The sequence below is a fragment of the Pseudomonas sp. PS01297 genome, assembly GCF_029959305.1.
GTDB classification, from domain to species: domain Bacteria; phylum Pseudomonadota; class Gammaproteobacteria; order Pseudomonadales; family Pseudomonadaceae; genus Aquipseudomonas; species Aquipseudomonas helleri.
Map to the genome: position 1 here is coordinate 1 of NZ_JASCPQ010000072.1, position 22,808 is coordinate 22,808.

17 protein-coding genes are annotated in these 22,808 nt (G+C 60.0%); 7 read left to right on the forward strand and 10 right to left on the reverse strand.

The features are described from left to right. Positions 1 to 264: 264 nt before the first annotated feature. The 4 genes from QMX84_RS19120 (at position 265) to QMX84_RS19135 (ending at position 5,188) form a co-directional block, all read left to right on the forward strand. The gene (locus QMX84_RS19120) at positions 265 to 909 is read left to right on the forward strand and encodes a sugar dehydrogenase complex small subunit (RefSeq protein ID WP_282364526.1); all 645 of its coding nucleotides are present in this window, start codon (positions 265 to 267) and stop codon (positions 907 to 909) included. Then, on the forward strand, positions 906 to 2,498 hold the full coding sequence (locus QMX84_RS19125) for a GMC family oxidoreductase (protein WP_282364527.1): 1,593 nt from the start codon (positions 906 to 908) through the stop codon (positions 2,496 to 2,498). The genes QMX84_RS19120 and QMX84_RS19125 overlap by 4 nt, the downstream gene beginning before the upstream one ends. A gap of 1 nt (position 2,499) precedes the next feature. Continuing rightward, positions 2,500 to 3,843, forward strand: a complete 1,344-nt coding sequence (locus QMX84_RS19130; RefSeq protein ID WP_282364528.1) for a c-type cytochrome — start codon at positions 2,500 to 2,502, stop codon at positions 3,841 to 3,843. A gap of 196 nt (positions 3,844 to 4,039) precedes the next feature. After that, positions 4,040 to 5,188: an MFS transporter gene (locus tag QMX84_RS19135; protein ID WP_282364529.1), complete on the forward strand. Its 1,149-nt coding sequence runs from the start codon at positions 4,040 to 4,042 to the stop codon at positions 5,186 to 5,188. A gap of 70 nt (positions 5,189 to 5,258) precedes the next feature. Here QMX84_RS19135 and QMX84_RS19140 read toward each other — a convergent pair whose 3' ends face one another. The 8 genes from QMX84_RS19140 to QMX84_RS19175 form a co-directional block, all read right to left on the reverse strand. Next, a complete protein-coding gene (locus QMX84_RS19140; RefSeq protein ID WP_282364536.1) occupies positions 5,259 to 7,604 on the reverse strand; it encodes a TonB-dependent receptor in 2,346 nt (781 codons plus the stop codon). A 228-nt stretch (positions 7,605 to 7,832) separates the two neighbouring features. After that, positions 7,833 to 8,810 (reverse strand): FecR family protein, encoded by a 978-nt coding sequence (locus QMX84_RS19145; protein ID WP_282364537.1) that lies wholly within the window; start codon positions 8,808 to 8,810, stop codon positions 7,833 to 7,835. Next, positions 8,810 to 9,304, reverse strand: a complete 495-nt coding sequence (locus QMX84_RS19150) for a sigma-70 family RNA polymerase sigma factor (protein ID WP_153332362.1) — start codon at positions 9,302 to 9,304, stop codon at positions 8,810 to 8,812. The genes QMX84_RS19145 and QMX84_RS19150 overlap by 1 nt, the downstream gene beginning before the upstream one ends. A gap of 84 nt (positions 9,305 to 9,388) precedes the next feature. After that, positions 9,389 to 10,708 (reverse strand): MFS transporter, encoded by a 1,320-nt coding sequence (locus tag QMX84_RS19155; RefSeq protein WP_048387431.1) that lies wholly within the window; start codon positions 10,706 to 10,708, stop codon positions 9,389 to 9,391. A 298-nt stretch (positions 10,709 to 11,006) separates the two neighbouring features. Next, on the reverse strand, positions 11,007 to 12,437 hold the full coding sequence (locus QMX84_RS19160) for an efflux transporter outer membrane subunit (RefSeq protein ID WP_282364530.1): 1,431 nt from the start codon (positions 12,435 to 12,437) through the stop codon (positions 11,007 to 11,009). Continuing rightward, positions 12,434 to 13,498 (reverse strand): HlyD family secretion protein, encoded by a 1,065-nt coding sequence (locus tag QMX84_RS19165; protein WP_262123582.1) that lies wholly within the window; start codon positions 13,496 to 13,498, stop codon positions 12,434 to 12,436. The genes QMX84_RS19160 and QMX84_RS19165 overlap by 4 nt, the downstream gene beginning before the upstream one ends. Next, the gene (locus QMX84_RS19170) at positions 13,495 to 15,033 is read right to left on the reverse strand and encodes an MFS transporter (RefSeq protein ID WP_282364538.1); all 1,539 of its coding nucleotides are present in this window, start codon (positions 15,031 to 15,033) and stop codon (positions 13,495 to 13,497) included. Before QMX84_RS19170 ends, QMX84_RS19165 begins: the two co-directional genes overlap by 4 nt. 164 nt (positions 15,034 to 15,197) lie before the next feature. Further along, positions 15,198 to 16,106 carry a LysR family transcriptional regulator gene (locus QMX84_RS19175; RefSeq protein ID WP_262123583.1) on the reverse strand — a complete coding sequence of 303 codons (909 nt, stop codon included), beginning with the start codon at positions 16,104 to 16,106 and terminating at the stop codon, positions 15,198 to 15,200. Positions 16,107 to 16,520: 414 nt separating this feature from the next. Here QMX84_RS19175 and QMX84_RS19180 point away from each other — a divergent pair, with 414 nt between their 5' ends. After that, entirely contained in the window at positions 16,521 to 17,306 is a 786-nt protein-coding gene (locus tag QMX84_RS19180) for an SDR family oxidoreductase (RefSeq protein ID WP_282364531.1), read from the forward strand. Positions 17,307 to 17,361: 55 nt separating this feature from the next. Here the strand turns inward: QMX84_RS19180 and QMX84_RS19185 are convergent, their stop codons facing one another. After that, a complete protein-coding gene (locus tag QMX84_RS19185) occupies positions 17,362 to 18,396 on the reverse strand; it encodes an ABC transporter substrate-binding protein (protein ID WP_153336104.1) in 1,035 nt (344 codons plus the stop codon). A 143-nt stretch (positions 18,397 to 18,539) separates the two neighbouring features. Then, positions 18,540 to 19,313 carry a class II aldolase/adducin family protein gene (locus QMX84_RS19190; RefSeq protein ID WP_123752139.1) on the reverse strand — a complete coding sequence of 258 codons (774 nt, stop codon included), beginning with the start codon at positions 19,311 to 19,313 and terminating at the stop codon, positions 18,540 to 18,542. Between the two features lie 153 nt (positions 19,314 to 19,466). Between QMX84_RS19190 and QMX84_RS19195 the strand changes: the two genes are divergently transcribed. Together QMX84_RS19195 and QMX84_RS19200 are read left to right on the forward strand one after the other, a co-directional pair. Then, a complete protein-coding gene (locus tag QMX84_RS19195) occupies positions 19,467 to 20,879 on the forward strand; it encodes a PLP-dependent aminotransferase family protein (RefSeq protein WP_282364532.1) in 1,413 nt (470 codons plus the stop codon). A gap of 582 nt (positions 20,880 to 21,461) precedes the next feature. Beyond that, positions 21,462 to 22,805, forward strand: a complete 1,344-nt coding sequence (locus tag QMX84_RS19200) for an MFS transporter (RefSeq protein WP_262123587.1) — start codon at positions 21,462 to 21,464, stop codon at positions 22,803 to 22,805. The last annotated feature ends 3 nt before the right edge of the window (positions 22,806 to 22,808 follow it).

The following is a 22,808-nucleotide window of genomic DNA, read 5'->3' on the forward strand; positions in this document are numbered from 1 at the left end:
AGCTTGCCTCGCGATCTTTTGATTGTTTAAAAGATCGCGAGGCAAGCTCGCTCCTACAGGCCAATAATGATTTGCATTCCCAAACTCATATATAAAAAGTCGCGTTAGAGTGACATCCACCGCTAAAGATTCAACTCCCGTTTCATTAATCTGAAAGCCCCCTCCCTGACTAACAATCAAAACTTGCCGTTAGTTGTATTTTGGCTATAAACAACTTTCAACGTATTAACACCGGATGTTAATCAGTTTGCCAGGGTGGGCACTATGTCTATGGATCGTCGCTCCTTTCTTGTATCACTCGCTTTAATACCGCCTGCCTTGTATTGGTCGAGTGCGCTGTTGGCAGCAGGGTCTGCTTCAGATGCGTTTCATGAGGTGAGCCGGATCATTACCGGCGCCGATAACCTGACACCCGGCGCTGCCGCCAGGATCGAGGCTTTGCTGACAGAGCGCCACGCAGGCTTCGCCGCTCATCTCCTAGCACTGCACAAAACCCTGACGGCAAGCACCAGCCGCGAAGCGGGTCTGTCGGCCCTCAGCGGTACGGATCTGGACACCGCACTGATCATCGCCAAACCCTGGTATTTGGGCTATGTCGGTACGCCCTCAGGGCGAATTCTTGAAGATGACGCCGCCTTCGCCACGTTTCTTGAAATGCAGGCGTATGCCAAGACCGGCGGCATTATTCCTGCGCAGAGCTACCCACCCGGCCCGGCAGGCTGGTGGCGAGACACGCCACGCGGGGTCGACGCTTCCGATCTGCCGGAAGGCGCCACCACCTGGGCTTATCAGCCATTGAAGCACTACACCATCGCCGCCCCTGATCCGGCCTGGCACGCCTACGCCGAAGGCCGGTTCGACTCAATCGAAGCTGCCCGTGCAGCACTGGGCCAGGAGGCAAGGAAATGAGCGATTACGATGCTGACGTGATTGTCGTGGGCTCAGGTTCATTGGGCTCCATGGTGGCGCTGGAACTGGCCCGCGCCGGGAAAAAAGTCATCGTGCTGGAAGCCGGGCCTGAAACCACGGACTGGAAAGTCACCGACAACTTTCGTAACTCGGCCCGCCAGAACAACTTCAACGCGCTGTTCCCGGATGTGCCCTACGCCCCCAACAGCTTCAGCCCCGGCTATATCAGCCCGCACCTCGAAGGGATCGAAGTGTTCCCCGGCACCCTGCGTTCAGTCGGCGGTACCTCACGGCACTGGACGGCGGCCACTTGGCGCCTGCTCCCTGAAGACATGACCTTGAAGTCCAGCTTCGGCCTCGCCGTGGACTGGCCCATCACCTACGCCGAGCTTGAGCCGTTCTATTGCGACGCCGAGTACGAAATCGGGGTCAACGGCATCGCCGATTACGACGAATCCGGCCAAGGCTTGGGGTACACCTACCCACCCCGCTCCCGACCTTTTCCACTGCCACCCGAAGCCAAGCCCTACGCCATTCAGCGCTTGCAGCAACAAATTGCAACCAAGGGTTATCGCATCGACGTCGCCCCCTCGTCACGCATCAGCAAACCCTATGACGGCCGCCCCGCGTGCATTGGCAACAACATGTGCAACTGGAACTGCCCGATCGGCGCCAAGCACTCGGGGTATCACGTCGTCGAAAAGATCCGCACGTTGGGCGTCGACCTGCGCAGCAACGCCATCGTGCACAAGATCGAAACCGGCGCAGACGGCCAGGTGACCGCCCTCCACTACCTTACGCCAAACCGTTCTGCAACGCGGCTCACGGCAAAAGTTTACGTGCTGGCCGGCCATGGCTTTGAAACCCCCAAGCTGATGCTGATGAACAATCTCGGGGCGCGCTCGGGCATGGTCGGGCGCAACCTGATGGTTCACCCCACCATCGACATGACCCTGCTCTCGTCGGAGCCGTTGTGGGCCGGACGCGGGCAGAACATTCACGGCGCGATCATGCAGCGGCGCAATCAGCCAGACCGCACGCGTATTCCTTCAACGCGCTATGACTTGCTGAACAACCCGCCCACTGTCGGCATTGCCGAAACCGCCTTGTCGGAGCGCAAGATCGGCGCCGCGCTGGATGACGAAATCCACGATCGTTCGGCCCGGATTTTTACCTTTGAAGCCCTGACCGAAGATTTGCCCGACATGGCCAACGGGATATCCCTGAACCCAGGCTTCAAGGATTCGCTCGGCTTACCGGGATTGCGCCTGGACTACCGGATCTCGGACTACACCAACGCCAACCTGCCCCGACTGATGGACGATTTCGCCAACTTCCTGCAAGCCACCAACGGTACGCGGATCAGTGCACCCACAAAATGGATTTGCCAGCAGCACATCATGGGCACGGTGCGCATGGGCACCCAGGCCGAGGATGCTGTGGTGGACCGGGATCTGCGCTGTTTTGATCACCAGAACCTGTTTCTGGTGACCACTGGAGTCATGCCCACGGCGGGCGGTGTGAACCCCACCCTGACCGGGATGGCGCTGGCCATCCGTGCTGGCAAACATATCGCCAAGGAGGTGTGACATGCGTAAAGCCTTGATAGCCGTCACCCTCGCCCTCGGCACACAGTGGGCCAGTGCTCAGTCAAACGATGCCAGCCCGGTTGAACGCGGCAAGTACATCGCCACGGCAGCCGATTGCGCGGGCTGCCATGGCGAAAATCTGGCGGGCGGCGCTGCAATTGCCAGCCCCCTGGGGCCTATTTATGCCTCCAACATCACCCCGGACACACGCACCGGCATCGGCGGCTGGAGCGAAGAACAGTTGCGCGACGCCCTGCGCAAAGGCCGCGCCCCCGGCAAAGGCTGGCTGTATCCGGCAATGCCGTACACGTCCTACACCGGCATCAGCGATGCCGATGTGTCGGCGCTCTACGTCTATTTGCAGAGCATTCCTGCGGTCAACCATGAAGTGCGCGCGACCGATTTGGGCTTCCCGTTCATAAGGCCGGCCATGATTGCCTGGAACGCGCTGTACCTGAAGGAAGGGCACGCGGCAGGCGAGAAACCTGCGCAAGGTGAGTCGGCAGAATCCGGGCGCTATCTGGTCGAGGCCCTCGGGCATTGCAGTGCGTGTCACACACCACGCGGGGTACTCATGGCGGAGTTGCCGGAGCAGCATCTGGGCGGCGCGTTTGTCGGCGGCTGGCAAGCCCCCAACCTCACTAACGACCCGTCCGGGCTGGGTAGCTGGAGCGATGAGGAACTCAAACAGTTTCTGCAAAAAGGCCATAACTCGGGGGCGGTCGCAGGGGGTGATATGGGCCTGGCTGTGAGTCGTAGCCTGAGCCATCTGGGCGACAGCGACATTGACGACATCATTGCCTATTTGCGCCAGGTGCCACCGGTCATGACTCAAAGCTTGCCTGCTGCGCCCTCACGTCCGGCACGCGTCGACCCTGACACTGTTGAGGGGCCGATTACCGGCTGGCGTAACCTGGCCAACAACGCCACCACCGATGGCGCCGTGCTGTATCAATCGGCGTGTGCCAGTTGTCACGGGGTCGACGGCACTGGCACCGCAGGGCCGGATCTAGGTCGGTTGCGCGACTTGCGCTCGGCCCATCCCAATAATCTGGTGCAAGTCATCGCCGGGGGCATCGACCTCAAAATGGATGGCAGGCACATCCTCATGCCCGGTTTCCGTGACCAAATGAACAACGAGCAAATCGCCGCACTGGCCCGCTACGTACGTTCGACATTTGGGCAAGTGCCTGGCTCCGGGCCGGATGAACAAGAGGTGGCCAGCATTCTGTCGGATAAAACACCGGTGAGCTGGCTGATCAAATACGCCCCGGCGCTGGCCTGGGGCGCGATTGTCGTGCTGGTGCTGCTGGCGGGTTGGGTGTTCGTACGGCGTAAAGTCTAGGCCCTCGGCCTCTAGCCCCCCCCGTGGGAGCGGGCTTGCTCGCGATGCAAACGACTGGGTCTGTCTGTTACACCTCGTCGATCCCATCGCGAGCAAGCCCGCTCCCACAGCGTGATGGCGTTCGCGGGTCGCGAGGTTGGCCGCAACTGTGTAAGGATGTTGCTTTGTTTTTGCCGCTTGTCCTTCAAGGAAGACCATGACCTCCATGCCTAAAGCGCCTCCGGTTCCGGGGCGTCTCGAACAACTTTCGACGCGAATTGCCTTTTTTATTGCCGGGTTCGGCATCGCTGCCTGGGCACCGCTGGTGCCCTACGCCAAGGCGCGGGCCGGGCTGGATGACGCGACATTGGGGCTGTTGCTGCTGTCGTTGGGCGTCGGGTCGATTCTGGCCATGCCGATTGCCGGGGTGCTGGCCACACGCTTTGGTTGCCGCCGGGTGCTGACCGCCGGGACCCTGTTGATCTGCCTGAGTTTGCCGCTGCTGGCGACAGTCAGTTCCATCCCGTTGCTGATTGCCACGCTGTTTGTCTTTGGCGCCGGGCTGGGCACCGTCGACTCCACCGTCAACCTGCAGGCAGTGATTGTTGAACGCGCCAGCGGGCGCAACATGATGTCGGGCTTTCATGGCTTGTTCAGTGTCGGCGGGATCGTCGGCGCTGCCGGGGTCAGCGGCCTGCTGGCCATCGGCCTGACGCCTTTGTGGGCAATGGCCGTGGTCATCGTGCTGATCCTCGCAGCGCTGTTCAAGGCCGCGCCGCACCTGTTGCCCTATGGCAGCGAGAGCAGCGGCCCGGCGTTTGCCATCCCCCATGGCGTGGTGCTGTTTATCGGCCTGCTGTGCTTTACCGTGTTTTTGGCTGAAGGCGCGATGCTCGACTGGAGCGCGGTATTCCTGACCTCTGAAAAACACATCAACGAGGTGTATGCCGGGCTAGGTTATGCCGCGTTTGCCCTGACCATGACGGCAGGCCGGTTGCTTGGCGATACCGTCGTCAGCCGCCTGGGCTCACGTCGGGTCATTGTTCTGGGCGGTCTTTTTGCCGCCGCCGGGCTGGCGTTGGCGACAGTGGCGCCGGACTGGGAAGTGTCGCTGTTGGGCTACGCGCTGGTGGGTGCCGGCTGCTCGAATATCGTGCCGGTGCTGTACACCGCGGTGGGCAAGCAGACCGTGATGCCTGAGAGCATCGCCGTGCCGGCCATTACTACGCTGGGTTATGCGGGGATTTTGGTAGGGCCTGCGGCCATTGGCTTTATCGCCCATGCCAGCAGTTTGAACATCGCCTTCGGCCTGATCGCCGTGATGCTGGTAGGCGTGGCCATCAGCGGGCGCATCTTGAAAGTCTGATTCACTCTGTAGCGAGCTTGTCTCGCGATCTTTTAAACCGTCAAAAGACCGCGAGACAAACCGTGCTGCTTTAGAACCCTACGCTGGCCTGCACGAAGAACGTGCGCGGCTCACCCACGTAGATACCCGAGTTGTTGTCGCTGGAACGGGTGTAGTACTCCTGGTTGAACAGGTTTTTGATACCCGCACCCACTTTCAGGTTCGAGGCTTCAGGGCCAAAGTCGTAACCGACACGGGTGCTCCAGGTGGCGTAACCCGGAATATCTCCGTACTGGCCGTCCGGCGTCGGGTCGGTGATGTAAACCCCGCCAGTGCCCGGCGCATGCTGTTGCGACTGGGCAAACATGTCGAGGTTGTAGCTCCAGCGGTTGACCACATAGCGGGCGCCCAGGTTGAGCACTTGGCGCGAGTACAGCGGCAGGTCACGGCCTTTGAAGTTGGCGATGTCACCCTCAGAGGTGGCTTTGGTGTAGGTGAAACCGGCGTTCACCGACAGGCCGTCAAGGGCCGGGTTAAGCGTCGACATGTCGTAATGAACCGACGTTTCGATACCTTGGTGCTTGGTCGCGCCGAGGTTGGTCCAGCCCACGTCGTTGCTCACGTATTGCAGTTCGTCAGCAAAGTCGATGTAGAACAGCGTGACTTCGCCGCCCCATACGCCGTTGTCATAACGGGTACCGATTTCATAGGTCTTGGCCTTCTCAGGCTTCAGGCCCGCGGCGGTCTGGTCGCCTTGACCGCCCTGACCCAACTGGAAGTACTGCAAGCTGCCAAACGAGGTTTCGTAGTTGGCGAACAGTTTCCAGGCATCGGAGAGGTGATACATCACGCTCAAGGCCGGCAACGCTTCGTTGCTGTCGATGCTGCGGTTTTTTTCCGGGACCGGCACGCCTTTGTTGTCCAGCACCGAGTGGTCATGCCAGTTGGTGCTGATGCGCTCGAAGCGAATGCCCGGGGTGATAGTCCACTTGCCGACGTCGATCTTGTCATCGATGTAGAACGAGTTGGCTTCGGTCCCGCCGGTACGGTCCTGATAAACATGGCCGTCAGCCCCCGGACGGGCCACAGGCACGTTATTGACCAGTTGCAGCTGGCTGGCTTCTTCCTGCATGGCTTCTTTCAGGTAGCGATAGCCAATGCCCACTTCCTGGGTAACCTCACCCAGGGTGAAGACGTGCGACACCCGAGGCTCGATGCCGAAGGTGTGGTAGCTGCGCGGGTATGACGCCAGGGTTTGCAGGTTGCGCGCGGCAATGTTGCTGCCACGGAAGCTGTCGGTGTAGTAGGTCAGGACTTCAAACTGGGTCTGGTCATCAATCTGCCGCAGGTATTTGAAGGACACGTCCTTACGGCGCCCGGTGAAGTTGTCCCAGTCGCGTACAGACTGGTACGGGTCAGCGTCAAACTGCTTCTGCGTCAGGCCGCCGGGCATGTCGGCGGTGGCGTCGTAGTAGTGGAAGTTAAGGCTGAAATCGTCTTGATCGGTCGGCGCCCAATGGGTTTTCAGCAATACGTCATCGATGTCGTTGTTGTTATTGCTCGCCCGGTAGCCATCACCTTTGACACCGGAATAGAGCAATGCAGCACCGATACCGTTGTCGGCCGTGCCGCCCAGAAAGGCCGATTCCAGGTGTTTCCAGCCGCCACGCTCGGAGGTTTCCAGAGTAGTGCCGACTTCGCCCTGAAAGGTTTCCGGGATGGCGCGGGTCACAAAGTTGATCACGCCGCCCACGTTCTGTGGTCCGTAGCGCACCGAACCGGCACCGCGGACCACGTCAATGCTGTCGAGGTTGCCCGAGGAAATCGGCGCCATCGACAGTTGCGGCTGGCCGTACGGGGCAAACGCTGCGGGTACGCCGTCAATCAATACGGTCGAACGGGGCGACAGGCGTGAGGTCAAGCCACGCACGCCGACGTTCAAGGAGATATCGCTGCCGCCGGTGCCGTTGGATTCCTGTACCTGCACACCGGGAATGGTCTTGAGCACGTCGCCGACGGTCATTGCGCCCTGCTCGACCATCGCCTCGCGGCGCACCACTGTTCGCGCACCAGGGTGGTTCTGCACCACTTCGGCGTTGGCATCGCCCAGCCAGTTACCCACCACTTTCACATCAACCGGCCCCAGCTCCAGCGGGCCGGAAGCGTCGGAGGCGCTCACGGTGGCTGCCGGGGTCAGGGTCACGGCGTCGCCATCAAGCTGGTAGTTCAAGCCGCTGCCTTGCAGCAGTTCACGCAGCGCTTGCTCGGGCGACAGGTTGCCGTTGACCGCAGGAGCCTGCTTGCCGGCCACCAGTTGCGGACTGAAAAACACCTGCAACGAGGTTTGCTGCGCCAACTGGCTCAACGCGGCGCCCAAAGGCTGGGCCTGGATATGGATGGCGCTGGCAACGGCTTCGCCGGCAAACGCAGCGGGCATCGCCGCACTGACCGCGAGGGCCAGCGCCAGTGGCAACAAGCGCGATCGTGCGCTGGACGATGGAGCTTTCAAAGATGGTTTAAGCGAGGAAAACCGCACACAAGGATGGTTGTTTTTCACGTCGAGTCTTGCCCAGTTGATCGCATTTGATTGCGCTTGTTAATGCAAACCAGTTGCAGTTGATCAAGAAGACGAAGAACTCGAAAAAAACCTGAATCGGATCTGAAATTATTTTGCCGAGATGATTTCCTGGCTGCCATCTTCCCGGGTTTTAATCGCCACCGGCAGGATGCGCGGCAAGGCGCTGAGCAAGGCGTCGGTGTCGTTGGTCTTGAACACGCTGGTCAGACGCAACTGCCCCAGCGCTGGCGTACTGACGTGCAGCGGCGTGTCCCGATAGCGCGACACTTCGGCCGCAACCTCAGCCAGGCTGGCGTTATTGAACACCAGTTGCCCCTTGCGCCAGGCCGTCAGTGCTTCGGTATTCACCGGCTGTACGGCTGCCACCTGCCCTTGGGCATTGACCACCGTGCCCAGCCCTGCCGTCAGGTTAACCCGCGATCCGGGTTCGTTACCCTGCACCCGCACAGTGCCCGACTCCACGGCGACTTGCGCCTGGCCGTCCTCGTGGCGCACATCAAAACGGGTGCCGGTGACGGTCACTTGGCCAGGGCCTGCGAGCACCACAAAAGGCCGATCCGTGTCGTGGGCCACGTTGAACATCGCCTCGCCCTGCTTGAGCACCACCGTGCGTTGCTGGCGTTCAAAACTGACCAGCAATTGGCTACGACTGTTGAGCTCGATGGCCGAGCCATCCGGCAAGGTCACAGTGCGGCGCTCGCCTGCCGTGGTGGCAAAGCTGCCCTGGTAATTGCCCATAGACTGCAACTGCGTCCACACCAGTGCGCCGCCCGCCACCGCTAGCACGCTGGCCGCCAGACCAAAACCCAGTACAGAACGGCGCTTGATCGGCTTGACCGGCACCTCACAGAGTGCCTGCAGGCGCTCCTTGGGCAACAAATCTGTTGCCGACCACAAGTTGACCAGCCATTGGTATTCCGTTTCATGGCTCGGATGGCGGGCGCGCCAGGCCTCGAATTCAGCCTGTTCCGCCGCATTCAAAGCCTGCGCCTGCACACGGGTAAACCAGGTTGCGGCAGCGTCCCGCACACTGGCGATGTCGAGGGTAGCGTCACGCGTATCCATCATTGAGCCTCCACCCGTTCACGCAGATGTCGCAGGGTGCGGATCATATATTTTTCCACCATGTTCTTGGACAGTCCCAGGCGTTCGGCGATCTCGGCTTGAGTCAGGCCTTCGATCTTCTGCCAGACAAACACCTTCCTGCAGTTCAGCGGGAGCTCTTGCAGGGCTTTTTCAACAGACTCAGCCAACTGGATAGCACGCATGTACTGCTCCGGGTCGCCCGCCTCGGACGAACTTGGGGGAACGGCTGCCTGCTCCTTGGCGTCACGTAACTCTTCACGGCGAAAACCATCGACAGCGATATTACGCGCCATTTGATGCAAATAGGCACGCGGCTGCTCGACGGCCTCCGAAGTGGATTCGAGCACGCGTACAAAAGTGTCATGGGCCAAGTCTTGCGCCTGCTGGCGGTTACGCAAGCGACGCGTCCAAGTACCGATCAACTCTTCGTAATGTTCAAAAAAGCCCGCTCGGCGGGGCACTTTGTGAGTCATCGCACTGGACTGAATAGGTGGGGCGTGAATAGTAATGCTTCCTATTAATCCCAGCAATCATTGCGCTGACGGAAGGTTTCTGCATCACACCTCTGCCAACGCGCGCAAACGCCGCTCGACCTGATGGCCACGGGCAAAGCCGAACCAGCGGGCCGTGAGCACGCCGACCAGGCCCATCACCCCACAGAACAGCACGCACACCCACGGACTCCACGGCATCAGGGCAATCAGCAACAACGGCGTGATACTGGCCCAAAGCGCGTAAGCGATGTTGTAGGTAAAAGAAATGCCCGATACGCGAATCTCAGCCGGGAACAAGCCAACCATGACTGACGGCACCACGCCAACGATCCCGCAGGTCAAACCGGCCAACGCGTAAGCCAGCCCCGGCAAGCCCCATTGCCCGACCAGGCTGGCATAGAGCACGCCAATCCCCAGCGGCAATAGCACGCTGTACAGCACGATGCTGCGCCAGACGCCGATCCGGTCAACGATCAGGCCTGCCAGCACACAGCCAATATTCAGAAACACGATGCCCACGCTGCTCAAGGCAAACGTGTGGCTGGCGGTCATGCCGAACTGCTGTTGCATCACGGTGGGAGTAATGACGACAAACACCACCACGGCGCTGGTCAGTACGCAGGTCAGCAACGCGGCGGGCAGCAATGACGGGCGAAAATCCCGCAATACCGTGCGCAAAGGCAGCTCTACCCTGCCCTCACGGCGCTCGCGCAAGGCCAGAAACACCGGGGTTTCGCTCAGCCAGCGACGCAGCCACACACCGATCACGCCAAACACGCCGCCCAGCAAAAACGGAAAGCGCCAGGCGTAATCAAGGATTTCGGCCGGGGTAAACAGTTGCGCCAGCAAGGTCGCCGTCAGGGCGCCGATCAAATAACCGAAGGTCAGACCGGCCTGTAAAAAGCCCAAGGCATAGCCGCGACGCCCGGCAGGCGCGTGTTCGGCAACAAATACCCAGGCACTGGGCACCTCACCGCCGACTGCGGCGCCCTGAAAAATCCGCAACGCCAGCAGCAAGAGCGGCGCGAAATAGCCAATATCGGCATATGTCGGCATGATCCCGATCAACAGACACGGCAGGGCCATCATCAGGATGCTCAGGCTGAACACCCGTTTGCGCCCCAGATGATCGGCAAAATGCGCCATCAAGATGCCACCCAACGGGCGGGCCAGATAGCCGGTCACAAAAATCCCGAAACTTTGCAGCAAGCGCAGCCATTCCGGCATATCGGGCGGGAAAAACAGCTGGCTGAGGGTCAGGGCGAAAAACACGAAAATGATGAAATCATAGATTTCCAGCGCCCCACCCAGGGCCGCCAGCCCCAGAGTTCTATAGTCGGAGCGCGAAAAACGCGTCGTGACAGCTTGAGTATCGGCAGACATAAATACGCTCAAAGTGAACTGGACACGCCTATGCTGGCGTTTGATTCGAGGGCCGAGCATAACAAATCCCTGCGCAGGCACGCAGATACGAACGCTGCAACTCGTCTTGCTGAATGTTGTAGGAGCTGCCGAGGCACGATGGCTGCGATCTTTTAAGATCAAAAGATTGCGAGGCAAGCTCGCTCCTACAGTGGAGGGGTATTAAAAAGACCCTATCGCGAGACAAGCTCGTACGTTGGATTCGGGATGCGCCTCAAATCCTTGGCCCGAGCCTGTCTCGCGATAGGGTCTCGATTTATCAGCCCTGCCAGCCTCCGCCAAGCGCGCCATACAGGTCGACCAGCGAGAGTGAAACCTGGGCGGTGCTGTCGACCAGCGCCGCCTGGTTGGCCAGCAGTGCGTTTTGCACGGTCAGCACGTTAAGAAAGTCCACGGTGCCCTGGGTGTACTGCTGGTGAACGCTGTCAAGTGCCCGCTGGTTGTGAGCGACCGCCTGCAGCAGGCTGTCGCGGCGGCGCTGGTTGGCCTGGTACGCCACCAGCGCGTCGTCCACTTCGTGCCAGGCACGCAGCACGGTTTTCTGAAAGCCAATACCGGCTTCTTGCTGGCGGCCTTCTTGTAATTGCAGCGCGCCTTTCAGGCGTCCGCCCTCGAACAAGGGCACGCTCAGCCCCGGGCCAAAGGCAAAGCTGCGCGAGCCCCAACTGCCCAGGTCCGACAGTTGCAACGCCTGAAAACCCATATTCCCGGACAAGGTAATGCGCGGGTAAAAGTCCGCTTCGGCGACGCCAATGGCAGCCGTGGCCGCATGCAATTGGGCCTGCGCGCGGCGGATGTCCGGGCGTCGTTCTGCCAGTTCACTGGGCAAGCCGATGGGTACAGTCGCCGTATAGGACGGTACGTTGGCAGGCGTACTTAATTGCGCCTGCAAGGCTCTTGGCTCGCGCGCCAGCAACAGGCTCAGGGCGTTGATCAATTGCGCACTGTGCTGTTGCAACGGTGCCAGACGCGCCTGAATTTCTGCGACTTGGGCGGCCGCCTCAGAAACTTCCAGATCCGTCGCCACGCCTTCCTTGAGTTGTAGCCGGGTCAGTTCCAGGCTGCGTTGGGCGATATGCAGGTTCTGCTCGACCACCGCCAGCCCCTGCTGGGTGCTGCGCAGCTCAATGTAATCCTGGGCGGTCTGTACGATGACCAGCAGTTGCACGGCATGGCGGTCTTCTTCAGCCATTTGCACCGACGCATCTGCTACCTCCACCGAGCGCTTCACGCGCCCCCACAAATCGGCCTCCCAACTGATGCCGAGCCCGCCGTTCCACAGGTTAAACGCCTGCTTGCCCTCTTTACCCGACGGGTCATTCAAGCCGCGCTGGCTGTTGCGACTGCGGCTGTAGCCCGCCGAACCGTCTACCGCCGGCAGCGTGTCGGCGGCGACCTGACGGCGCATGGCCCGGCTTTGCTCAAGCCGGCTGGCGGCCATTTGCAGATCAAAGTTGCGCGTCTGGGCTTCACGTACCAACGCCGATAGCTGCGCGTCGCCAAAACTGTCCCACCAGCGCATGTCCACCGGCGACTCAGCCGTCCCGCTGTGCCCGGATTGGCTTGGCGTGTTCGCCCAATGCGCGGCCAACGGTGTCTCGGGCGTTTTGAAATCAGGCCCCATCACGCAACCGCCAAGACTCAGCAGGCTGAAACAAGTGACGGCGCAGGTCATTATTTTGCTGTTCATCGTGCGCTGACCTGCTGTCCCGAGGTGCTGGCGGTGTCGACGGATGCATCCACCGACATGCCCAGACGCAGTTGCTGGATCAACGGCTGGTCTGAGTCCAGGGTGATTTTGACCGGAATGCGCTGCACCACCTTGGTGAAGTTACCGGTGGCGTTATCTGGCGCGATGGCCGAGAACGTCACTCCCGTGGCCGGGGCAATACTGTCGACGGTGCCGTGCAGTTGCTCACCGGGGAAGGTATCGACCGTAACCATCACCCGTTGCCCAGGGCTCATGTGCGTCAATTGATGCTCAAGAAAGTTCGCCACCACGTAGGCCTTGGCCACCGGCACCACCGCGAGCAAGGTATCGCCCGGTTTGACGTAAGCACCTTTGCGCACGCTGCGACGCCCGACCACGCCGTCAAACGGCGCCACCAACTGGGTGTATGACAACTCCAGTTCTGCCCGAGCCTGCAACGCTTGTGCATGCTGCACCGAAGCCTCGGCGGCGGTGTGTTGCGCGGCCAGCACTCTTGTTTGCTGGCGAGCGGCTTCCAGTGCCGCGCGGTGTTGCGCCAATTGTGCACGGGCTGTCTGTGAACGGTTCTTCGCCTGCTGCGAGTTTTGCAGAGTGCCTGCACCCTGCCCGGCCAAGTGCTCATAGCGTTGCAACTCGTGCTCGGCGAACTCCACCTGGGCGAGGTCGGCATCGACCGTGGCCTTGGCCTCCTCGATCAGCGAACGCTGGCGCTCAAGCATCGCCTGCGCATTCATCTGCTGGGCCTGGGCCGAGGCCACCATGGCCTGGGCGGCCATCACGCTGGCTTGATAATCCTGCGCATCGATGCGCGCCAGCAACTGCCCGGCTTTGACCGGTTGGTTATCCTCTACCAGCACTTCATCAATAAAACCCGCGACTTTTGGCGCGATCAGGGTGAAGTCGGCACTCACATAAGCATCATTGGTGCTTTGCTCCGGGCCGCTGGCAAACACCACGCGCCACAACCCGTACAGCACCGCCAGCGCCAGCACCCCTGCACCCGCCATCAGCAAAGGCTTGCGCCCGTTTGTCGTACTCATTTAACTGCTCCCGCCACTGTGCCCGGCGGATAAATCCGCGTCGGGCCAAAAGAAATAATGACAACCAATAAAATCGCGACACCGGCCATGCACAGGTACAAATCTGAAGAGGTCAGCACCATCGCCTGCTGGTGCACCCGGTGCGCCAGATCGGCACCGGCGGACACCAGCGGCGAGTTGCCCAGGCGATCGACCAGGCTCATCGAGTGGAAGTGCTCACGGTTGATTGTCAGCACTTGCAACACGCTGCCCGCCGCCACCGCCGAGAAGCCTTTAACCGTGTTGAACCACGCCGATGCGAATGGCCCGTCAGCCGGATTGAGGCCACCTGTCGACAGCATCAGCAGCGGGATCACCGCCATCGGCTGAGCGATGATTTGAATCGCCTGCAAACCGTAAAAGTTCTCGCGGCTCCACACCGAGGTCACCTGCGAACCCAGCACACACGCCAACGCCAGCAAGCCCAGACCAATGGCCAGTACCCAGCGGCAATCGACCCAGCGCAGGTTGCACAGGGCGACCACCAGCGGCAGCGCAATCAACTGCGGCAAGGCCACCATCAGCATCACCGGCGCGGTTTCCAGCGGGCGATAGCCCTGAATTTCCGCCAGGTAACTGGACGGGATCTTGATAACCGCCAACAGCACAAACAGCACCCCGGCCAGGGTCAGCAAGGCGCTGGTGAGATTGCGGTTCTTCAGTAATTGCAACTTGAAGAACGGCAGCGGGTGCGACCATTCGTTGATGAAAAACAGCACCAGCAAGGCCAGCCCGCCGACGATAAAGATCCGGATCATTTCGGACTCGAACCAGTTCAGCCGCTGGCCCAGCTCAAGACCCAGCACCAGCATGATCAAACCGGGCAAGCCGAGCAGCAGCCCGCGCCAGTCAAACTGCTTGAAACGCTCCAGCCGCAGCGGGTCTTGCGGCAAGCCCCAGGCCACACAGGCCATGGCCAGCAGGCTGAGCGGAATGACTTGCCAGAACGCCCACTGCCAACCGGCGTATTCCACCCACCAGGCCGACAACGGCGTGCCAAAGCTGGGGCCAAAGGTCGCGGTCAGCGCATAACTGCCCAACCCGTACAAGCGGATGTGCGGCGGCAAAAAACGCAACGCCACCGACATCAACATGGGCGGTAACGCGCCTCCGGCAAACCCTTGCAAGGTCCGCAGCAGCATCAACACAGAAACGTTGGGGGCGAAGGGACACAAGATACCCAGCAGCAAAAACGCGCCTATTGCACACAAGGTGAAGCGACGCAGCGAGAACGTCGCCGCACACCACGGCGCGAAGGCCATGGCACTGATCGACGTGGCCGAATACACCGCCAGCAACCAGGTGCTTTCGTCATAGCCGATGCCCATGGCGCCGCGTATGTCCGGCATCGCCACTTTGGTCACGTTTTCGTTGAAACCCGAGACCAGCACCGCCAGAAGCACCCCCACCAGCCCGGTAAAAATCCGCAAGCCAAACGCGGCACTGGCCGGTGGCGCTGCAACGGGCGGCGCGACGCTGACTGAACCTGCAGCCAGCGAGGTCACCACTCGGCTCCCGGCGCCCAATCACGCCCACGTTTAAAACGCCAATACATGGCTAACTCCGTCTTCTAACTAGATGACAAAAAGTTTAACCAAGCGGCAATGCTATAAAAATTGATAAATAGCTAACTGTGGAGTGCGTCAGACGCAATCCACAATCAAAGAGTGGCGTTCTCGCAGAAGGTTTTGAGGGTGCGGCGCAACCAGCGATGGGCGTGGTCATTGTCCAGGCGCGGGTGCCAGGCCTGGCTGATTTCGACAGGTTGCAGGGTGATGGGCAGTTCAAACTGACGCAGCTTCAAACCCAAGGGCTTAAGGGTTTTAAGCAACATCTGCGGCATGAGCGGCAGGATCAGGTCGGAAGCCGCAAGGGCAAAGATCGCTGAATAAAAGGTTGGCGTGGTAAAGGACACGCGCCGTTCAAGGCCTATCTCGGCCAGCATCGAATCGATCGGCCCACGAGGAACACCTCGGCGGGACACGCTGATGTGGTCAAACTCGACAAAGCGTTGCACGGTGAGCGGCTGGTCAAAAATGGGGTGACCTTCGCGGGCCAGCCCCACAAACGGACAAGTAAACAGGCGCTGGACCTTGATGTCCGCAGAAAACTTGTTGGTGGCGCAGATGGTCAAATCGATGCGCCCCTCGTTCAGCGCCTGATCATCGGTAAATCCCTCGGGCACAACCCGCAAGGTTGCTTTGGGCATTTCCTGGGCCATGCGCTGACGCAACGCTTCGCCGTACACACCGAAAAATACATCGTTGGAGCGGATGCTGAACGTGCGCTCCAGCGTGCGCAAATCGCTGTCCTGGCTTTGGGTGAACACCCCGTGCGCCAGCTCCACCACGCCGCGTACCTGCTCGCGCAGCTCCAGAGCTCTTGGGGTTGGCACCAGTCCGCGTCCGGAACGCACCAGAATCGGGTCATTCAACACTTCGCGGATACGCGTCAGGGTACGGCTCATGGCCGGAGCACTGAGGTTCATGCGCCGGGCAGCGCCCGCCACAGAGCCCTCTTCAAGCAAGATATTGAGGGCAACCAGCAGATTCAAGTCAGGTATTTGCATGGCCGCAAGGTTAGCGTTTAACGCCCGCAGAGGCCAGATGCATCAAGCCGCATCGCCGCACAAGGTTGTTAAGCGGTGCACCATTATTGCGCAGGAGGTAAAACTGTATCCCAGCTCCTTAGCTAGCTAACTAAACCCCGGACAGGTAAATTGCCCGCCGTCAGGTTGATGCCTGACGCTCTCTTTGGTTGAGAATCTTGGCCATTACCGGATCCCCATGAGGGTAATGGCCCTTTTTTCTCGCTGCTTGACGCCCTGCCTCCCCCGCCCCAAACGCGCCCTGTCTGTGACGACACAGTTGTAGGAGCGAGCTTGCCTCGCGATCTCTTGACCTTGATCTGGCCAACAGCTGCTGCGTACTCATCATCAGGTCTATGATGCTCACTCGTTTAACCCACTGACAGGAACCCTGGCATGAATCTCAATCTGCGTGGAAAACTTGTGGTCATTACCGGCGGCAGCAAGGGCATCGGCCTGGCCTGCGCCCGTGCATTCGGCCAGGAACAGGCCCGTGTGGTGATCGTGTCGCGAACGCTTGAGAATATCGAAGCGGCGCTCAATACCCTGGAGCAGGACGGGATCAAGGCAAGCGGTTTTGCCGCTCACCTGTCGGTCTACGAAAATGCAGTGCAGGTGATCGCCGATATCGAAGCGCAGCATGGCCCTGTCGACATCCTGATCAACAGCGCCGGTGCGGCCAAACGCTATGACCCGCAAGACCTTGACGGCCAGGCGCTGCGCGCGGGCATGGAGGACAAATACTATCCGGTGATCAATAGCCAACAAGCCGTGCTGGTGGGCATGCGCGCCCGCGGTCAGGGCGTGATCGTCAATATCATCGGCTCGGGTGGCAAGGTGCCGACCAGCACTCACCTGTCCGGCGGGGCCGCCAACGCCGCATTGATGTTGGCCACCGTTGGCGCCGCCGAACACTACGCGGCGCAGGGCATCCGGATCAATGCGATCAACCCCGGTTATACCCTCACAGGCCGGGTCGAACAATCGGTGGCCGTGGAAGCCAAGCGCTTGAATATTTCCCCCGAAGAAGCGTTGGCGCGTGGCGTGGCCAGCGTGCCGCTAGGGCGTTACGGGAAACCTGAGGAGGTGGCCGACGCGGCGCTGTTTCTCGCCAGCGACCGGGCCAGTTACATCGTAGGCGCGATCCTGCCGGTGAACGGCGGGCGCAATCCGGTTATCTGAACCTCTGCGCCAAACGCAATGCGGCCTGCTGACAGGCCGCATTTATTCGCTGCGATTACTTGGTTTTGGCGACCCATGAATTGAAGCGCTGCTCCAGTTCTTCGCCATGGTTGACCCAGAACTCGTTATTGATCGGCATGGCCTGGGACAGGTTATCCGGCGCGGTATTGAGCCGTGCTGCCAGGGCCGGGTCCAACAACGCTGCGGTGTTCAGGTTGACCGAGCCATAGCCCAACTCTTTGGTATGGATCTTCTGGTTTTCCGGCTTGAGGGTGAAGGCAATAAAGTCTTCGGCCACGGCCTTGTTTTTGCTACCAGTCGGGATCGCCCACGAGTCGATGGCGTAGATGCTGCCATTCCAGACCACCTTGAGGTTGGCCCCGGATTGTTGAGCGGCGAATACCCGGCCATTAAAGGCCGTGGTCATGACCACGTCACCGCTGGCCAGAAACTGCATCGGTTGCGCACCGGCTTCCCACCACTGGATATCGGACTTGATCTCATCGAGCTTGCGGAATGCGCGATCCACGCCTTCCTTGGTAGACAGCTGTTTATAGATGTCGGCGTACGGTACGCCGTCGGCCATCAACGCGACTTCGAGTGAGTACTTGGCGCCTTTGCGCAGGCTGCGCTTGCCAGGGAATTTGCGGGTGTCCCAAAAATCGGCCCAGCCGGTCGGCGCGCTGCTGACTTTGTCACCGTTGTAGGCCATGGCCATCGACCACACCAGCACACCCGCGCCGCACTCGGACAGCGTACCCGGCACGTAGTCTGCCGGGTTGCCCAGCTTGCTCTGGTCGAGGGGTTCAAACAGGCCTTCTTCGCAACCGCGAATCAGCTCCGGCGCTTCGACCTGCACGACGTCCCAGTTGACACTCTTGGTGTCGACCATGGCTTTGATCCGGCCCATCTCGCCGTTGTACTCGCCTGCAATTACTTTGTTGCCGCTGGCGTTGGCGAAGGGTTTGTAGAACGCGTCGGTCTGCACGTCCTTGCTGGCACCACCAAACGAAATCACGGTAATTTCGTTAGCCATCGCATTGGCCGAAATAGCCGCGATAAGCAAGGCTCCGATTGCTGTCTTTTTCATATCTACCTCTAGGATTAATTGTTATGGCAGAGTTGAATCACGCTTGGCAGCGCTCACTGAGCGAGCGCCCAGCTTCGCACATCTGGCTCTGGGGCCAGTCGAGTGTTGAGTCAGGCCGGTGACGACCTGACCGCTGCTGTCCCTCAGCTTTGGTAATCTCCTTGATCTTTGGAAATCAAACGCAGCACAGACGACCAGGCCAGTTGATGCAGGTTGTGCTCGATCTCGTCATCGGACTGTTGAGCGGTCAACTCACACACGGCCTCGGAGGGGAACCGCAAAGCCGCTCCGCCCGCCTGCGCTTGAACCTGGGCCTGACAGGCACGCTCCAGGAAGTAAATCTGATTGAACGCCTCGGCAATCGAGCGGCCGGTGGCGAGCAAGCCGTGATTACGCAAAATCATCACCATGTGCGGGCCGAGGTCGCGCACCAGTCGCTGGCGCTCATCCGGGTTGAGGGCGATGCCCTCGTAATCGTGGTAACCCAGACGCCGGTAGAACTTCAGCGCGTGCTGGCTGATCGGCAACAAGCCGTCTTCTTGTGCGGATACCGCGATGCCTGCCGAGGTATGGGTATGCACGATGCAACTGATGTCATGGCGCGCGGCATGAATCGCTGAATGGATGTTGAAACCCGCACGGTTGACGCTGTCAGGGCCGTGATGGGCATCGACGGTATTGCCGTCGTAGTCGATCTTGACCAGATCGGACGCGCGCATTTCATGGAACAAAACCCCGTAGCGGTTGATCAGGAAGTGCCCTTCCTCACCCGGCACCCGGGCCGAAATGTGCGTGTCGATCAGATCGGTCATTCGAAAATGCGCCACCAGCCGGTACAGTGCAGCCAGGTCGCAACGGGTTTTCCACTCATCATCGGAAATCAGGCTGCGGTCGAATTGAAAAGGCGTGTCGTGCATCGCGGGTCCTTGTTCGATTGAGGTGGCAATGGCATAAGCTTGCCCCCGCACGCCAGCGGCGACCATGCACAGAAAACCTGCTGCCGGCGCATTACTGTTATGGTCTTTTTACCGGTACACATACCGCAGCCCTTCGAGCCTGGACGGATGTTTATGATGTTTTTGGATCCCGACTCCGAGGAGTCACTGGTCAACCAGATCGTTTCGGGGATCAGCCTGGCGATCAAAGAACACCGGCTGAAATCCGGCAGCAAACTGCCTTCGATCCGCAAATTCGCGCAGACTCACAAGGTCAGCCACTTTACCGCTGTCGAAGCCTACGACCGCCTGGTGGCACTCGGTCACCTGACGCCGGTGCGCAATGCCGGTTTCTATGTGCGCAGCAGCCCCGGCAACCCGCGCCCCGACCCTGTACCAGAGCCCCACGAGGAAGACACTGAGTTCGACTTTGACGCGCACTTGCTGCTGCAAAAAGTCTTCCAGCCCATGGGCATGGAATTACGCCCGGGCATCGGCCTGTTGCCCGAGCAGTGGACAGACCACGACGGCCTGCAACGCGGCCTGCGCACCTTGGCCCGCAACGAGCCCGGCAGTTTTTCCGGTTACGGGCAGGCCAAAGGTTCCCCCCGGCTGCGCGCTAAACTTGCCGAAAAACTGGCTGACACGCGAATCGCCGCCCACCCTGAGCAAATCATGCTGACCAGCGGTGGCAGCCATGCGCTGGACCTGGTCACGCGTTATCTGGTGCAGCGCGGTGACAGCGTGCTGGTCGACGAACCGGGCTATCACAACCTGTTCCTCAACTTGCGTTTGCAAGGGGCCAAACTGCTGGGTGTCCCGCGCACCCTCGATGGTTTTGACCTTGAGGTGCTTGAAGCGCTGATTATCCAGCATCGGCCCAAAGTGTTTTTCACCAACACCCGCCTGCACTGCCCGACCGGCACCAGCCTGTCGCTGGCGGTGGCACACCGGGTGCTGCAACTGGCTGAAAAGTACGACTTCCTGATTGTCGAAAATGACATTTATGCCGACCTCGACACCACCGGCCAACAAGCGCTGGCGGGCATGGATCAGCTGTCGCGGGTGATCTACATCGGCAGCTTTTCGAAAACCATTGCCCCGGCATTGCGGGTTGGTTTTGTTGCGGCGCATCAGGAACTGATCGACGAACTGGTGCCGCTCAAGCTGGTCAGTGGCCTCACCACCTCGGAGCTAACCGAAGAACTGGCCCTGACGGTATTGCTTCAGGGTCGCCACCGCAAACACGTCAAACAGTTGCAGAGCAACCTCGCCGACGCCCATGAAACCGTCGCACGGTTACTGGAAGGCGCGGGCATGGAGCTGTTCGTCAAGCCCCATGCCGGGATGTTTCTTTGGGCCCGTCATCCCTTGATCGAAGACTCGACCGCGCTGGCAACCAAAGCCCGCGACGAAAAAATCCTGCTGGCCCCCGGCCAACTGTTCATGCCCAACGCGCAGATCGTTCCATGGATGCGATTCAATGTGGCGCATTCCCTGGATGAGCGCATTTACCGGCTGTTGGAGCGGGAGATAGAGCGCCTCTAAGATCAAAAGATTGCTCCTGCACGCAAAACCTGTAGCCGCTGACGAGGCACGAGGCTGCGATCGGGCGCGCAGCGGCCGTAAACCCTCTCAACAGCAAGATCAAAAGATCGCGAGGCAAGCTCGCTCTTATCAAACATGAAATAAGTGATTGATTCTAAAGACTCTGTAGGCACCGAGGGGTTGGGGCAAAAAGCGTTTGGCCACTTTGCGCTTTTCAAAGTGGCACGGCGTAAGGCCGGAACCCTAAGTGGCCGCTGCCGCAGCAACGGATATGTACAAAAAATCAAGGCCTCTCACCACGCCTCTCCCGAAGGAGAGGGAACCGATTGGGGGATGCTGAAGATACTCGCTGTCCTGTTTGCTGCGCGACAGCGCGGCGTCGAAGACGGGGCGGCCCCTCCTACAGGGTATCTGGGGGTTTTGTCCTACAAAAAACGCTCTGACGATTGTATGAATCGTCCATCGACTCTAGAGTCTGGGTTGCCCTGCTGGCGTTTACGTAAACGTTATGTTCTGCACGGCCTAAAAAGGATGCCTGGCCACGCCCGTGTTCAGGCGCGCTATAACAAAAAAGGGCTTCTCATGACTCATTCATCTTCGCCTCACCCCGAGCGCATTGATCAGCATCTGGATTCGGCTTATCGCAGAACGGCCTGGCGTGTCATGCCGCTGTTGATGGTGTGTTTTCTGGTCGCGTACCTGGACCGGGTCAACGTCGGCTTTGCCAAGTTGCAAATGCTCGATGACCTTAAATTCAGTGAAGCGGTGTACGGCCTGGGCGCCGGGATTTTCTTCATCGGTTACCTGATGTTTGAAGTCCCTAGCAACATCGCCCTGCACCGTTACGGCGCGCGCCGCTGGATCGCACGGATCATGGTCACCTGGGGGTTGCTCTCGGCAGCAATGATGTTTGTACAAACACCGTGGAGCTTTTACACCCTGCGTTTTTTGATCGGCGTGGCTGAAGCCGGGTTCTTCCCGGGGATTATTTTTTACCTCACCACCTGGTTTCCAGGCCATCGCCGGGGCGTAATGGTGGCGTTGTTTATCTCGGCCTTGCCGATTTCCAACATGCTGGGCTCACTGATTTCCGGTTTCATCATGCAGTACATGCATGGCGTGGCGGGTTACGCAGGCTGGCAATGGCTGTTTGTGATCGAAGGCTTGCCGGCGGTGGCGCTGGGCATGGCGGTGTTTTACCTGTTGCATGACCGCATCGCCGATGCCAAGTGGCTGACGGCCGAGGAAAAACAAGGCATGCAGGCCGCCATCGAGCGCGACAACCAAGGCAAGCAAGGCCACTCGATACGCGAAGGGTTGCTCAACCCGAAAATATGGCTGCTGGGCGGCGTGTATTTTTGCCTGGTCATGGGCCAATACATCATCAGCTTCTGGATGCCGACCATTATCCGCAACAGCGGCATCGAGCAACCGTGGGTGATCGGCATGCTCTCGGCTATACCCTTCACCGCAGCCGCGGTGGTCATGGTACTGGTGGGGCGCAGTTCCGACCGCCATCGTGAGTACCGCTGGCACCTGGCAATCTGCGCCACTTTGGGCGCCGCCGGGGTGCTGTTTGGCACACTGTTCGGCGGCAATCTAGTGCTCGGCATGATCGGTTTGACCATTGGTACCGCGGCCATGGTCAGCAGCCTGCCGGTGTTCTGGAGCATGCCCACCGCAGTGGTCGGCGGGGCTGCCGCAGCGGCAGGTATCGCGCTGATCAACTCCATGGGCAACGTCGCAGGCTTTTTTGCCACCATCGTGGTCGGCTGGATCACCCAAGTTACCGGCAGCACCCAAGCCTCGATGTACATGATGGCAGCGGTGCTGGTATTAGGCGGTGTATTGGGCCTCTGTGTGCCCAAGGTCAAGACCGGTATCAGCGGGCTGGCCCCGGCCAACCCGCTGCCACAACAACCCTGACCG

What these genes read in the sequence shown, in the direction of transcription:
- QMX84_RS19130 (WP_282364528.1), top strand. Translation starts at nt 2,500, where the DNA reads ATGCGTAAAGCCTTGATAGCCGTCACCCTCGCCCTCGGCACACAGTGG.
- QMX84_RS19185 (WP_153336104.1), bottom strand. Translation starts at nt 18,396, where the DNA reads ATGAAAAAGACAGCAATCGGAGCCTTGCTTATCGCGGCTATTTCGGCC.
- QMX84_RS19140 (WP_282364536.1), bottom strand. Translation starts at nt 7,604, where the DNA reads ATGCCCGCTGCGTTTGCCGGCGAAGCCGTTGCCAGCGCCATCCATATC.
- QMX84_RS19175 (WP_262123583.1), bottom strand. Translation starts at nt 16,106, where the DNA reads ATGCAAATACCTGACTTGAATCTGCTGGTTGCCCTCAATATCTTGCTT.
- QMX84_RS19190 (WP_123752139.1), bottom strand. Translation starts at nt 19,313, where the DNA reads ATGCACGACACGCCTTTTCAATTCGACCGCAGCCTGATTTCCGATGAT.
- QMX84_RS19165 (WP_262123582.1), bottom strand. Translation starts at nt 13,498, where the DNA reads ATGAGTACGACAAACGGGCGCAAGCCTTTGCTGATGGCGGGTGCAGGG.
- QMX84_RS19195 (WP_282364532.1), top strand. Translation starts at nt 19,467, where the DNA reads ATGATGTTTTTGGATCCCGACTCCGAGGAGTCACTGGTCAACCAGATC.
- QMX84_RS19120 (WP_282364526.1), top strand. Translation starts at nt 265, where the DNA reads ATGTCTATGGATCGTCGCTCCTTTCTTGTATCACTCGCTTTAATACCG.
- QMX84_RS19160 (WP_282364530.1), bottom strand. Translation starts at nt 12,437, where the DNA reads ATGAACAGCAAAATAATGACCTGCGCCGTCACTTGTTTCAGCCTGCTG.
- QMX84_RS19155 (WP_048387431.1), bottom strand. Translation starts at nt 10,708, where the DNA reads ATGTCTGCCGATACTCAAGCTGTCACGACGCGTTTTTCGCGCTCCGAC.
- QMX84_RS19145 (WP_282364537.1), bottom strand. Translation starts at nt 8,810, where the DNA reads ATGGATACGCGTGACGCTACCCTCGACATCGCCAGTGTGCGGGACGCT.
- QMX84_RS19125 (WP_282364527.1), top strand. Translation starts at nt 906, where the DNA reads ATGAGCGATTACGATGCTGACGTGATTGTCGTGGGCTCAGGTTCATTG.
- QMX84_RS19135 (WP_282364529.1), top strand. Translation starts at nt 4,040, where the DNA reads ATGACCTCCATGCCTAAAGCGCCTCCGGTTCCGGGGCGTCTCGAACAA.
- QMX84_RS19200 (WP_262123587.1), top strand. Translation starts at nt 21,462, where the DNA reads ATGACTCATTCATCTTCGCCTCACCCCGAGCGCATTGATCAGCATCTG.
- QMX84_RS19180 (WP_282364531.1), top strand. Translation starts at nt 16,521, where the DNA reads ATGAATCTCAATCTGCGTGGAAAACTTGTGGTCATTACCGGCGGCAGC.
- QMX84_RS19150 (WP_153332362.1), bottom strand. Translation starts at nt 9,304, where the DNA reads ATGACTCACAAAGTGCCCCGCCGAGCGGGCTTTTTTGAACATTACGAA.